This window comes from Kitasatospora sp. NPDC059462, from assembly GCF_042749955.1.
Lineage (GTDB): Bacteria > Actinomycetota > Actinomycetes > Streptomycetales > Streptomycetaceae > Kitasatospora.
The window spans coordinates 1-12,909 of the sequence record NZ_JBHYUU010000030.1 but is presented as its reverse complement, the minus strand read 5'-3'; the positions used below and the strand labels follow the sequence as shown (position 1 = coordinate 12,909).

Here is a 12,909-nt window from a genome sequence, read left to right as displayed (position 1 = left end):
TTCAGCTGCTGTCACCCGACCGACCAGAGGTGGCTCCGCCATGCCTGAAACCGTCTCCCCCACCCCCATCGAGCGGACCTGCTGGCTGCCCCGGCACCGCAAGTCGCCCCGCCTCGCCCGCCAGGAGCTCCGCTCCTTCCTCCTCCCCTTCCCCTCCGGCGAACTCCTCCTCCCCAGCGGCGAGCTGCTGGTCAGTGAGCTCGTCACCAACGCCGTCCAGCACGCCCACGCCCCGCGCGACCGGCTGATCTTCATCCTCTTCCGCCTCGCCCCCGACCTCACCCTCCGGATCGAGGTCCACGACGCGGACAGCGAGAAGCCCGCCCTCCGCGCCGCCTCCGACTCCGACGAGGCCGGCCGAGGCCTGCTCCTCGTCCACGAGTTGGCCACCCAGTGGGGCTGTTGCCCGCGCATCGGCGGCGTCGGCAAGTTCGTCTGGTGCCACATCTCCCCCGACACCACCGCCGCCGCATGACCACCGCCCCCGCCCGGCGTGCACGCCGGGCGGGGGCGGGGCGGAGCCGTCCGGATGAAGTCGTGGGGGCGCACCGGAGGCATGTGGTCGCATGTGATCGGTTCCCGAATACGGTCCGGCCACGACCGGCCGGAAGGGGACACACCATGACCACCAGGGTTCTGGACTACGAGAGCGACGCGATCGTCCAGCTCATGAGCGTCGCGGAGGAGGACTGGACCGAGCAGGAGCTCAAGGACGCGCTGCAGCGGGCGATCATGCTGGAGCTCTCCACCATCCCGCCGTACGCCACCGCGCTCTGGTCGATCACCGATCCGGACAACAGCAAGCCGGTCCGGCACACCATCCGCGAGATCCTCTTCGACGAGATGTCGCACTTCGGGCTGGTCTGCAACATGCTCACCAGCATCGGCGGCAAGGTCACCCTCACCGACCCGCTCACCGTGCCGAAGTACCCCGGCGAGCTGCCCGGGGGCGTCAACCCCGGGCTGGAGGTGTACCTCAGCGGGCTGAGCCGGGACTCCGCCGCGCTGTTCGCCGCCATCGAGAAGCCGGAGTTCCCGCTCGGCTTCGCGGCGGACGGCAACACCATCGGCGCCTTCTACCAGCGGATCGCCGACGTCTTCCCCCGGTTCGCGCACCTGCTCACCGGCCGGCAGCAGGTGAGCTTCCCGCTCGGGTCCGGCCACGGGGCCGGCAACGACATCGTCCCGATGAACGCCCTCGACGACGTCCTGAGCGCCATCCACGTCATCCAGGCCCAGGGCGAGGGCACCACCGCCTCCCCGGAGAACCCCTTCCCCGGCGCCCCGGGCGAACTCGCCCACTACTACGCGTTCAAGGAGATCGCCGTCGGCAGGAAGTTCGTCCGCGACGAGCAGACGGGGAAGTTCGACTTCGTCGGCCCCGACGTTCCGCTGCCGGCCACCTCCCCGGTCGGCCGCGTCCCGCAGGGCGGCTGGGCCAACTCCCCCGGCAACGAGCCGGACGCGGCCACCGCCGGACACCTGCACACCTTCAACCAGCAGTACAGCGCCCTGCTGAAGGCCCTGGAGGACGCCTGGAGCCCCTCCGCGGCGGACCTCGGCCCGGCCATCCACCTCATGGGCGACCTGCGCCGCACCGCCCAGACGATCAACACCATCGAACTCCCCGCCAACCCCCACTTCACCTACGGCCCGGAGTGGCTGTTCGTCACCGGCTGACGCCCCCGGCGCGGCGGGCCCGCCGCCGGCTCAGCCCTTGACCGAGCCGGCGGTGAGCCCCTGGGCGAGGTAGCGCTGGAGGAACTGGTAGACCACGATCACCGGCAGCGAGGTGACCAGCGCCCCGGCCGCGAAGAGGCCGTAGTTCTGGTCCTGCTGGCCGGAGATGATCCCGTAGAGGCCGACCGCCACCGTCTTGGACTCGTTGGAGGTCAGGAAGATGCCGGCCAGGATGACGTCGTTGAGCGCGGTGGTCAGCGAGAGGATCGCGACCACCACCAGCATCGGCGCGGCCAGCGGGAGGATGATCCGGAAGAAGACCTGCGCGTGCCCGGCCCCGTCCACCTTGGCGGCCTCGTCGATCTCCTTCGGGATGGTGTCCAGGTACCCCTTCATCAGCCAGGTGTTCACCCCCATCGCCCCGCCGAGGTAGACCAGGAGCAGACCCCAGGGCGTGTCCAGGCCGATCGCCGGCAGCACGTCGCCGACCTCGGCGAACAGCAGGTAGAGCGAGACGACCGCGAGGAACTGCGGGAACATCTGCGCCAGCAGGACGGTGAGCAGCCCCACCCGCCGCCCCCGGAAGCGGAACCGGGAGAACGCGTACGCCGAGCAGACCCCGAGCAGCACGTTGAGCACGGCGAAACTGCCGCAGATCAGCGCCGTGTTGAGCAGCCAGCGCCCGAACGGGTACTGCTCGTCGGTGAACAGCGCGGTGAAGTTGGCGAACGAGGCGTGCTCGGGCAGCAGTGTGGAGGACTGCAGGGTGCCCAGCGGGTTGAGCGCGGCGGAGAACACGAACAGCAGCGGCAGGAGCGCGAAGCAGACGGCGAGGACGGCGACCAGGTGCCGCCAGCCGAAGCGGCGCAGCCATCGGACGGTGGCGGTCATGCGTTGAGCTCCTCAAGGGCCCGGGTGCGGCGGTAGCCGACCAGGGTGATCAGGCCGACCAGCAGGAAGATGAAGATCGACAGGGCGGCGGCGAAGCCGTACTGGGCGCCCTGTCCGCCGAAGGCCACCCGGTAGGTGTAGCTGATCAGGATGTCGGTGGCGCCGGCCGTCCCGCCCGCGCCGTCGAACGGGCCTCCCCCGGTGAGCAGTTGGACGGCGTTGAAGTTGTTGAAGTTGAAGGCGAAGGAGGAGATCAGCACCGGCGAGGCGGCCACCAGCAGCAGCGGGAAGGTGACCGCCCGGAAGGCCGTCCACGGCCCGGCGCCGTCGATCCGCGCCGACTCGTTCAGCTCGGCGGGCATGGACTGCAGCACCCCGGTGCAGATCAGCAGCATGTTGGGGAAGCCGAGCCACAGGCTGGTCAGGACGACCGCGAGGCGCGCGCTCCAGGTGTCGCCGAGCCAGTCGATCCGGGTATGCAGGAGCTGGTTGAGCAGCCCGAAGTCCCGGTTGTACATGCTCTGCCAGATCAGGATGCCGATGAACGCGGGCATCGCGTACGGCAGCAGGAGCAGTGAGCGGTAGAGCCGCTGTCCGCGCAGCCGCGGGTGGTGCAGGGTGAAGGCGAGCCCGAGGCCGAGCGCGAAGGAGGCGCCGGTGGAGAGCGCCGCGAAGCCGAACGTCCAGGCGAGCACGCCGAGGAAGGGGCCGCGGACGGCCGGGCTGGTGAGCACGGCGGTGAAGTTGGCGAAGCCGACGGTGCGGTGCCAGCCGGTCGGCAGGGTCCGTCCGGAGCCGTCGGTGGCGGTGAACCGGCCGTCCTCCGCGCGGTAGACGGTGCCGGTGCGGGTGTCGGTGAGGGTGTCGGCCCGGCCGTCGTGCACCAGCGTGGGCCGGGCGGTGGTGGCCGAGGAGAGTCCCTGGCCGACCACGAAGCCGCCGTCCACCGGGACCCGCAGCTCCTTCAGCTCCTGGGCGCGGCCGTTGACCTGGCCCGGGGTGAGGATCCGCAGGCCGGGTGCGGCGGTCACCCGGCCGTCGGGCGCGGTCACCGTGCCGGCCGGGGCGGGAGCCAGGCCGCGCGCGGTGCCGGCCTCGGTCCGGCCGGTCGCCGGGTCGGTGAGCAGCAGGACGAGCGGGCCGCCGGCCGGCTCGGTGGCGACGGTGAGCGTGTACGAGGCGCCGTCGGGGACGGGCTCCACGGAGTTGTCGACCAGCGTGCGGACGGCCTGCTCCTTGCCGAGCAGGTGCCCGTCGCCGTAGTCGGTGAAGGAGACCGCGACGATGTGGAGCACGGGGTAGACCACGAAGGCCAGGAAGAGCACGGTGGCCGGCAGCAGGTACTTGGCGGCGAGCCGGCGCGGCGAGAGGTAGATCCAGAAGGTCGCCCCCGCCCCCGTGGCGAGGACGCCGAGGGCGGCCCAGTGGCCGGCCTGGTAGAGCTTGGGCGTCGCGAAGAGGGCGAGCGCGGCGACCCCGGACAGCAGGATGATCTTCACCAGCTGCGCGGTCACGGCACCGGCCCGGCGGGGCGGGCGTCGCGGGGGCCCGGCGGCGGGGGCGGCCGGGCGCCTGCTGTCCTGAAGGGTGGGGGAGGTCATGGGGGTGGTCCCTGGTCCGTCCGGGAGGGGCGCGGGGCGCCGGGGGTGTCAGTGGCCGCCGGCCAGGGCGGCGCGGATGGCCTCGCCCGCCTGGCGCATGGTCTCGGCCGGGTCGGCGCCGGCCACGATGCTCGCCTCGGCCTGGCCGAGCGGGCCCCAGATCGCGTTCATCGCGGGAACGGTCGGCAGCGGCTGCCCGGCCTCGCCGGCGGCGGCGAAGGCGCCGATGTCCGGGTCCCCGGCGGTGGCCCTGGTGAGGGCCGAGGTCAGCGCGGGCGGCTCGGGCGAGGCCTGGTAGAGCGCCAGCTGTCCCTCCTCCGAACCGATCGCACGCAGCAGGAACTCCTGGGCGAGCGGCTGGTTCCTCGCCTTGGCGGAGAGGTAGAACGCCTGCACCCCGACGAAGGGGCGGGCCGGCCCCTTGCCCGCCCAGCCGGGCACCGGGGAGATCGCGTACGGCAGACCGGCCTGCTTGACCTGTCCGAGCGCCCACGGCCCGGCCACCAGGTACGGGGACTTGCGCCCGGTGAACAGCGAGATGGCGTTGGTGTCCACCGAGCGGTTGAACAGTCCGGCGCCCTTCTCCCCGTACTGCTTGAACAGTTCGCCGGCCGCGATCGAGCCCGGGCCGCCGACCCCGAGGTCCGCGGTGTCCCAGCCGCCGTCCGGCTTGCTGCCGAACAGGTAGCCGCCGGCCGAGGCGAACAGCGGCTGCAGGGCGTAGGCGTTGCCCTGCTGGCCGACCGGCAGCGCCAGCGGGACCTCGGCCTTCCCGGCCCGGACGGCGTCCTGGGCGGTGCCGGCCAGGTCCTCGAAGGTGGCGGGCGCGGCCGGGGCCAGTTCGGTGTTGCGGAACAGCACCAGGGTCTCGGTCGCGTACGGCAGGCCGTACTGCTGGCCGCCCTGGGCCACCGCCTCCAGGGCGGCGGGCTGGAACAGCGCCTTCTGCTGCGCGGTCAGCGGGACGGGGGCGACCGTGCCGTTCTGCACCAGGTTGCCGAGCCAGTCGGAAGCGCCGACCACCAGGTCGGGGCCCTTGCCCGCGTTGGTGGCCGTGACGTACGCCTGCTGGGTGTTGACGGACTGCGGGGCGACGGTGACCTTGACGCCGTGCTCCTTGCCGAAGCGGTCGGCGAGCGGCTGGAGGGCGGCGGCCTGCTGGGTCTGGGCCCAGATCACCAGGTCGCCCCCGTCGGCGGCGGCCGGCGGGGCGGTCGTCGGCCCGTCCGCGGCGGCGGTGCCGCCGGCGGGCGCGGGACCGGCGGAGGGGGAGGTGCCGCCGCAGGCCGTGACCAGCAGGGCGAGCAGGCCGAGCGCGGCGGTTCTGCGGTGGCGGGTGATCCGGTGGCGGATGGTCCGGTGGCGCATGGTCCGAGACTCCTTCGTCCGGGAGGGGTGCGGGGGTTGGGTCGCGGGGGCGGGGCCGCGGCCGGCGGGTCAGATGCCGTCCGCCGGCCGGTGCCAGCGCTCGACGGTGAGGTCGAGCCGGGTGTCGCGGTCGACCCGCAGCGGGTGCAGCACCCGCCGGCCGTCCGCGTCGACGGCGTCCAGGCCCCAGCCGCGCGAGACGCCGCCGTCGAAGCCGGTGCCGCGCGGCACCGCGATCCGGCCGTGGAACCGGCCCGGTCCGGCCGGGGCGCAGGGCAGCGGGCCGAACATCACCGGGGCGTCGTCGGGGGTGCCGGGCGGGACGGTCACGGTCACCTCCAGCACCGGGTGGGCCGGCAGCTGCGGGTCGACCGCGACCTCGGTGTGCGCGGCCAGCCCGTGGGCCCGGACGGTGACCGCCGTCCGCCCCGGGGCCAGCGGGCGCAGCCCGCCGTGCGGCGAGACGGCCGCGACCCCGGGGTGCTCGACCCGGTAGCCGGCCTCCAGCGCGGTGTAGCGCACGCCGTCGGCACGGACCGCGACCGGGTTGACGGCGCTCCAGGTCTCGCCGGGCGCGAGCAGGATCTCCGGCTCGACGGTGAGCGAGCGCACCGGCGAGGGCGCGCCGAACAGGTGCAGCAGCGCGTGCCGGGCGCGCGGGCGCCAGGCGTTCTCGTGGTGCGGGGCGGCCGGGTCCTCGTAGTAGAGCAGGTCGGCGCCGGAGGTGTAGCCGGCCTCGTCGACCAGCCGGCCGGCCAGCTCACGGGCCGGGCGGGCCATGATCAGCCCCTCCCGGCCGCCGATGTCCAGCCAGATCCGCCGCGGCCCGCGCCGCCGGTAGCGCTCGTGCACCACGCGTTCGCCGAGGCCTTCCGGGTCGACGTGGGTGAGGAACGGGGAGAGGACGGCGGCCAGGCCGAAGACCTCGGGGCGGCGGAAGGCGATGTGGTAGGTGACCAGGCCGCCCATCGAGGAGCCCATCAGCGCGGTGTGCTCCGGACCGGTCCTGGTCCGGTAGCGGGCGTCGACGAACGGCTTGACCTCGTCGGTCAGGAAGGCCTCGTAGCGGTGGCCCTTCAGCGGGGTGCCGGGGGTGCGCCAGTACTCGGCGACGTGGGAGTACTCGACGCCGCGGTCGGCGCCGGCGTTGGGCACGGCGACCGCGATCAGCTCGGGGATCAGGCCCTCGGCGTACAGCGCCTCCAGCGTCCGGTCCACCGCCCAGGTGGGCTGCTGCCCCTGGTCGAAGACCTGCTGGCCGTCGTGCAGGTAGAGCACCGGGTAGTCGGCGTCCGGCCGGTCGTCGTAGCCGGGCGGCAGGTGGACCAGCAGGTCCCGTTCGTTGCCGAGCGGTTCGGAGCGGAAACCGGGGATCCGCTCGATCCGGCCCCGGCGCACGGTGGTCGCGCTCATCGGGCCACCGACCAGACGTGCACGGCCGGGCCCTCGGCGGGCAGGTCGCGGCCCGGGACCAGCTGCGGCCCGCCGAGCAGGTGGGTGGCGTGCCACTCCCCCGCCACCGGCGGGTGGTCGGCCCGGCTGATCTGCACCAGGACCGTCTCCCGTTCGTCCTCCCGCTCGAACAGCAGGACGTCGCCCTCGGCGACCAGCCAGCGCAGACCGCCGCCGGTGAGCGCGCTGTGGCTGCGGCGCAGCCGGACCAGGTCGCGGTAGGTGCGCCAGGTGTGCTGGTCCCAGGCGGACTCGTCCCAGGGGAACGGCTTGCGCCCCTCCTCCAGGCCCTCGCCCAGCACCCCGACCTCGTCGCCGGAGAACACCATGGGGATGCCCGGCAGGGTGAACAGCAGGGCCGCGCCGAGCAGTTGGCGCTCCGGACCGGCGAAGGTGCGGAACCGGGCGGTGTCGTGCGAGTCCAGCAGGGTCAGGTTGTGGGCGCGGCTGCGCCAGGGCAGCGCGGCACCGAAGGCCGTCATGGTGGCGCGCACCCGGGCGGCGTCGTAGTCGGGAACCGGCCCGGGGACGGCCCAGAAGTCCTTCTGGTCGTGCTTCTCGACGAGCCAGCTCCAGACCGGCCGGGTGAAGCCGGCGTAGCTCATGGTGCCCTGCCAGCCGTCGCCGGCCAGGGCGAGCGAGGCGTCGTGCTGGTGCTCGGCGAGCAGGACGGCGCCGGGGTTGGCGGCCCGGACGGTGGCCGCGGTGGTGGTGGCGACCAGGTGGTTGAGCTCGACGTCGCCGCGCCGGCCGGCCATCTGTGCCACGTCGACCCGCCAGCCGTCCAGGTGGAACGGCGCGCCGAGGTACTTGGCGATCACCGAGTCGGGGCCCTCGTAGAGGCGGCGGCGCAGTTCGGCCGAGCGGTGGTCGAAGGTCGGCAGGGTGCGCACGCCCAGGAAGGTCGCGTAGTCCTCCGGTCCGCCGTCGCCGAAGAAGTAGAAGCCGGCCTCGGGGCTCCGCGGGTCGGACTGCGCGGTGCGGAACCAGTCGTGCCCGTCGCCGGAGTGGTTGAGGGTGATGTCGCCGATCACCTTGATGCCGCGCCGGTGCGCCTCGGTGGTGAGGGCGATCAGCGCCTCGTCGCCGCCGAGCGCCGGGTCGACCCGGTCGAAGGAGACGGCGTCGTAGCGGTGGTTGGAGCGGCCCTCGAAGAACGGGGTCAGGTAGATCGCGGTGGCGCCGAGCCGCTGGATGTGGTCGATCTTGCGCACCACGCCCCAGAGGTCCCCGCCGTACATCTGCTGGAGGGCCTCGGCGTCGCCGGTGCGCAGCGGGGTGTCCCAGTCGGCCGGGCGGGCCCAGGAGGCGAGCGGGGCCTCGCCGGAGCGGTGGTAGCGGTCCGGGAAGATCTGGTAGACCACCGCGTCGCCGGCCCAGGCGGGCGGGGCGGGGTGGGTGGTGAGGCGGAAGTCGGTGGCGTCGGGCAGGTCGTGGTCGTGCAGGCCCGCGGCGGTGAGCCAGCGCCCGCCCTCCGGGGTGTGCAGCCAGAACCGGTAGTTCATCTCCGGGTTGACCATCTCCAGGACGGCCCGCCACCAGGTGGTCCCGCTGCCGTCGACGCGGTCGACGACGGCGGCCGTGAAGTGCGGTTCGCCGTCCGGGACGGAGCGCAGGAAGACCCGCTCGACGTCCTGCCCGGCGGGCACCCTGACCAGCAGGTCGACGCGCTGCCCGAGATGCGGGGCGAGGTCGCCGACGTACCGCGCGGACCCGTCGTGGTGCGGCTGGTGGCGGGCGGCGAGGCGGTGGCTGCTGGCCGTGTCCATGGGGCTCCTCGGGGCGGGTGGGCAGGTTGACGGAAGCCGGCATTCCGCTTTTCCGGGCCGACGAGGGAACCGTAACGGCGATGAAACTGTTGCGCAATATGTTGCTAAGATTGTTTCATCCCGGTGCGCGGCCTGCCGCGCCGGGCTTTGTAAGATGCAGGCCGGACCAGACCGGAGGACCAATTGAGCGGCCCGTCACTGCGCGACATCGCCGCCCGGGCGGGCGTCAGCGCCGCCTCGGTGAGCAGGGTGATCAACGACCGGCCGGGCGTCTCCGACGACACCAAGGTCAGGGTCGCCGAGGCCATGCGGGAGCTCGGCTGGCAGCCCGACCAGGGCTACGACCCGCACCAGGGCGCGCTGATCGGCATCGTCGTCCCCGAACTCGACAACCCGGTCTTCCCGCTGCTCGCCTCCGCGATCGAGGTGCAGCTCGCCAAGCACGGCCTCACCGCCGTGGTCGGCACCTCCACCCGCCAGGGCACCGCCGAACTCGGCTACATCGACGTCCTGCTGCGCAAGGGCGTCTCCGGCCTGGTCCTGGTCTCCGGCCGGCACGCCAACCCCGACGCCGACCACGGCTTCTACCGGCTGCTGCACGAACGCGGCATCCCGATGGTGCTGGTCAGCGGCCGGGTGGAGGGCCTGGCCGTCCCCACCGTCGCCACCGACGAGGCGCTCGGCGCCCGGATCGCCGTCGCCCACCTGCGCGAACTCGGCCACCGCCGGATCGGGCTGGCCGGCGGCCAGGGCTACCTGCGGCCCTCGCTCAACCGCCTGGACGGCTACCGGCGCGCGATGCGCGAGCTGCTCGGCGAGGAACCCCCCGCGGACTGGTACGCCGAGTCCGCCTACTCGATCGCCGGCGGCGCGGCCGCCGCCCGCCAGCTGCTCGACGCGGACGTCACCGCCGTGATCGCCGGCAGCGACCTGATGGCCCTCGGCGTGGTCCAGGCCGCCCGCGAGGCCGGCCGCACCGTCCCCGGCGACCTCTCGGTGATCGGCTACGACGACTGCTACCTCGCCGCCCACAGCAACCCGCCGCTCACCACCGTCCGCCAGCCGATCGACGAGATGGGCGCCGCCGTCGCCGACGCCCTCTGGCGCCGGCTGGAGGGCCACGGCGGCCGGGCCCGGGACTACCTGTTCACCCCCGTCCTGGTCGCCCGCGACTCCACCGCCCGCGCCCGGGACTGAGACCGCGCACACGCCGGAGGGCCGGCGGCTGCCGCCCCCGGCCCTCCGTCAACTCCCGGGCGGTGTCAGTCGTTCGGGACGGTCGCGTAGCGCGCGGTGCCCTCCGCCATCTGCCGCAGCGCGTCCTTGCGGTCCCGCTTCGACAGCTTGTCGATGTAGAGGAAGCCGTACAGGTGGTCGGTCTCGTGCTGCAGGCAGCGCGCGAAGAAGCCGGTGCCCTCGACGCGGATCGGGTTGCCGTCCTTGTCCCGGCCGGTCACCGCCGCGTAGTCCGGGCGGGGCAGCTCGGCGTAGGCGGTCGGGACCGACAGGCAGCCCTCGTTGCCGTCGTCCAGCACCCGCTTGCGGTCCTTGGGGAACTCCTCCAGCACCGGGTTGATCACGTGGCCGATGTGGCGCACGCCCTCGTCGTCCGGGCAGTCGTAGACGAAGACCTTCAGGTCCACGCCGATCTGGTTGGCGGCCAGGCCCACGCCCTCCGCCGCGTACATCGACTGGAACATGTCGTCGATCAGCGCGGACAGCTCGCCGTCGAAGGCCGTCACGTCCTTCACCTCGCGGTGCAGCACGGGGTTGCCGTAGACGGTGATCGGGCGCGCCGTGCCCTTGGAGAGGTCCGGCTCCTCGCCGACCACCTTCGGGGTCTCGTCGTGCTCGTGCTGGTCCTGCTCCGCCATGTCTTCCGCTTCCCTAGGCCTACGCGTACCGGACCAGGGTACTCAGGGCGCTCAGCAGACCTCTTCGAGATCCCGGTAGGCCCGGGTTCCCGGCGACGCCGCGGCCCAGCGGTCCAGCAGCACCCGCACCAGGTGCGCCGGGGCGGCGATCCCGCACTCGCGCTCGGCCAGCCAGGACATCCCGCCCGCGCCGGGGCTCAGGTGGCTGAGGTGGCCGGGGTGCGCGGCGTCCCCGTCGTCGTGCGGGTCGTGGTGGGCGGTGTGGCCGTCGTCCGAGGCCATCCGGCTCTCCGAGCAGGCCCGGCAGAGCAGCCGCACCGAGGACGTCCAGTCCTCCGCCGCGTAGCCGGCGTCCGCGACCAGCCGCTCCAGCGCGTCCCGGTCCGCCTCGGTGGCCGCCTGCAGCAGCACCACGTACGTCGGCACCGGGGACGGCGCCCACAGCTCGATCTCGTCGAACACCGGGTAGGCGACGCCGTCGGTGACCCGCTCGCCGTGCGGGGCGCCGTCGTGCAGCACCACCTCGCCCCAGCGTCTTCCGGAGGACGGCAGCGGGATCGACAGCACCTCGATCCGGGCCGGGTCCAGTCTGCGGCCCCAGACCACCTCGGACTCGCCGTCCGGGGAGAGCCGCACCGGGGTCGTCCCCAGGTCCAGGCTGACCGGCCCGTCCTCCCGCGCGTTCGGGCCGCCGGGCAGCTTCAGCCCGTACGCCTGCCAGGCCCGGCGGGCCAGCGGCCAGTCCTGCAGCGCGGTCGCGGTGATGCCGAGGTTCCACCAGTCCGGGGCGCCCTGCTCGCGGTCCAGCAGCGCCACCGCCCGCAGCCCGGCCGCCCGGGCCTGCTCCCAGTCGCGGCGGAACTTGTGCAGCAGGGCCAGGTTGAACCAGGAGTCGGACAGCCACGGCTCCAGGTCGGCCGCCATCACCAGCAGGGCGCCGGCGTCCTCGTAGCGGCCGTCACCGATCAACGTGAAAGCCCGGTCGGTCGTCTGCCGCCAGGTGGCGGACGGCCGGTGCCGTGCCCGGTGGAAGATCCTCACGTTCGTCCCTGCCGTCGTCGTCCGCTCAAGTCCCGCAACCGCTCCCGCGTCACGGGCCCGGTGCTCCGGGTCGGTTTTCCACGCTACGACCGCATCCAACCACGACGGCCGCCGCCCGCGCTCCCCACCGCCGGGGTTGCCCGGTTCCGTCCCGGCCCGTTTCCGGCCCCTCCCCCAGCCTGCCCGCCCGGCCCCGCCGCCTCAACCCCGGACGACCCCTGCCGGACCCCGGACCCGGCCGTCCGGCCGCCCCCGGGCGCCCCGGCCGCGCCGCCGGACGCGGTCAGCCGCGCACCCGCACCAGCGCGTCCACCACCCGGGCGTCGTACACCCGGCCCCGCTCCAGCCGCAGCGCCTCCAGCACCTCCAGCCGGCCCACCGCCTCCCCCACCCCGCGCTCCCGGGCCGCCGTCAGCAGGTCGTCGTGCGCGTTCGCCACCCGGATGATCCGCGCCGCCAGCGGCACCGCCCGCCCGCCGCCGTCCGGCCCGGGGAACGGGTCGGCCAGCCGGGCGACCTGCTCGGCCACCCGCCGCGGCACCCCGGTGCGCCGGATCACCTCGCTGCCCAGCCGGGCGATCCGCTGCTGCTCCTCGTCCGGCAGCAGGGCCGTCGCCCCGCCCGGCACCGGCTCCACCAGCGACAGCTGCCCGACGTCGTGCATCAGCGCCGCGTACTCCAGCAGCGCCAGCTCCCGGGTGCCGAGGCCGAGCTCGCGGCCGACCGCGCACGCGGTGTCGGCGACCCGGCGGGCGTGCCCCGGCGGCGTGTACCCGGCGACCTCGGTGGCCTTGGCCAGGCTGGCGATGGTCTGCCCGGTGGTGGCCCGCACCGCCGCCGCCCGCCGGAAGGACACCTGCGCCAGCAGCAGCGGCGCGCAGAACAGCGGCAGCGCCCAGAGCCCGACCTCCCCGGCGGCCAGGCTGACCAGCATGCCGGTGGCGGCGATCGCGGTGCCGATCCCGAACAGCGAGCGCAGCTCGTCCTCCAGCGCCGCCGGGAACCGCAGCCCGCTGCGGGCCCGCCGCAGCAGCGCCGCCAGCACCGCGTCGCAGAGCGCGGCCAGCGCGGCCACCGCCGTCAGGAACGCGCCGTACGCGGGGCCGTCGGCGGAGAACCGGTCCACCACCCCGCTGTTGTAGAGCGGCTGGAACACGGCGGCCGCGAAGCCCGCGCCGAGCAGCCGCCGCGCCGCGCCGTCCCGCCGGGCCCGCTCGCGCCAGGGGGCCGGCC

At 74.1% G+C, this 12,909-nt stretch carries 11 protein-coding genes; 3 read left to right on the top strand and 8 right to left on the bottom strand.

Annotated elements, in window-relative coordinates; genetic code table 11:
• Positions 1 to 40 precede the first annotated feature (40 nt).
• Together ACFXAM_RS11250 and ACFXAM_RS11245 are read left to right on the top strand one after the other, a co-directional pair.
• Positions 41 to 475, top strand: a complete 435-nt coding sequence (locus ACFXAM_RS11250) for an ATP-binding protein (RefSeq protein WP_380289784.1) — start codon at positions 41 to 43, stop codon at positions 473 to 475.
• A 146-nt stretch (positions 476 to 621) separates the two neighbouring features.
• Entirely contained in the window at positions 622 to 1,680 is a 1,059-nt protein-coding gene (locus tag ACFXAM_RS11245; RefSeq protein WP_380289782.1) for a ferritin-like protein, read from the top strand.
• A 30-nt stretch (positions 1,681 to 1,710) separates the two neighbouring features.
• Here ACFXAM_RS11245 and ACFXAM_RS11240 read toward each other — a convergent pair whose 3' ends face one another.
• The 5 genes from ACFXAM_RS11240 to ACFXAM_RS11220 all read right to left on the bottom strand — a co-directional run bounded on the left by ACFXAM_RS11240 (position 1,711) and on the right by ACFXAM_RS11220 (position 8,761).
• Complete coding sequence (locus ACFXAM_RS11240) at positions 1,711 to 2,571, bottom strand: sugar ABC transporter permease (protein ID WP_380289780.1); 861 nt, start codon at positions 2,569 to 2,571, stop codon at positions 1,711 to 1,713.
• Positions 2,568 to 4,172: an ABC transporter permease subunit gene (locus ACFXAM_RS11235; protein ID WP_380289778.1), complete on the bottom strand. Its 1,605-nt coding sequence runs from the start codon at positions 4,170 to 4,172 to the stop codon at positions 2,568 to 2,570. Before ACFXAM_RS11235 ends, ACFXAM_RS11240 begins: the two co-directional genes overlap by 4 nt.
• Before the next feature lie 48 nt (positions 4,173 to 4,220).
• Positions 4,221 to 5,540, bottom strand: a complete 1,320-nt coding sequence (locus ACFXAM_RS11230; RefSeq protein WP_380289776.1) for an extracellular solute-binding protein — start codon at positions 5,538 to 5,540, stop codon at positions 4,221 to 4,223.
• A 69-nt stretch (positions 5,541 to 5,609) separates the two neighbouring features.
• Positions 5,610 to 6,953, bottom strand: a complete 1,344-nt coding sequence (locus ACFXAM_RS11225; RefSeq protein ID WP_380289774.1) for an alpha/beta hydrolase-fold protein — start codon at positions 6,951 to 6,953, stop codon at positions 5,610 to 5,612.
• Positions 6,950 to 8,761, bottom strand: coding sequence for a glycoside hydrolase family 13 protein (locus tag ACFXAM_RS11220; protein ID WP_380289772.1), 1,812 nt, complete (start codon positions 8,759 to 8,761; stop codon positions 6,950 to 6,952). The genes ACFXAM_RS11225 and ACFXAM_RS11220 overlap by 4 nt, the downstream gene beginning before the upstream one ends.
• Positions 8,762 to 8,944: 183 nt before the next feature.
• On the opposite strand from ACFXAM_RS11220, the gene ACFXAM_RS11215 reads away from it, so the two are divergent.
• Complete coding sequence (locus ACFXAM_RS11215) at positions 8,945 to 9,958, top strand: LacI family DNA-binding transcriptional regulator (RefSeq protein ID WP_380289770.1); 1,014 nt, start codon at positions 8,945 to 8,947, stop codon at positions 9,956 to 9,958.
• A 65-nt stretch (positions 9,959 to 10,023) separates the two neighbouring features.
• Here the strand turns inward: ACFXAM_RS11215 and def are convergent, their stop codons facing one another.
• The 3 genes from def to ACFXAM_RS11200 all read right to left on the bottom strand — a co-directional run.
• On the bottom strand, positions 10,024 to 10,635 hold the full coding sequence (gene def / locus ACFXAM_RS11210) for a peptide deformylase (protein ID WP_380289768.1): 612 nt from the start codon (positions 10,633 to 10,635) through the stop codon (positions 10,024 to 10,026).
• Between the two features lie 51 nt (positions 10,636 to 10,686).
• Positions 10,687 to 11,676, bottom strand: a complete 990-nt coding sequence (locus ACFXAM_RS11205; protein WP_380289766.1) for a tetratricopeptide repeat protein — start codon at positions 11,674 to 11,676, stop codon at positions 10,687 to 10,689.
• A 283-nt stretch (positions 11,677 to 11,959) separates the two neighbouring features.
• A partial coding sequence (locus ACFXAM_RS11200; RefSeq protein ID WP_380289764.1) for an HD-GYP domain-containing protein occupies positions 11,960 to 12,909 on the bottom strand: 950 nt, incomplete at its 5' end.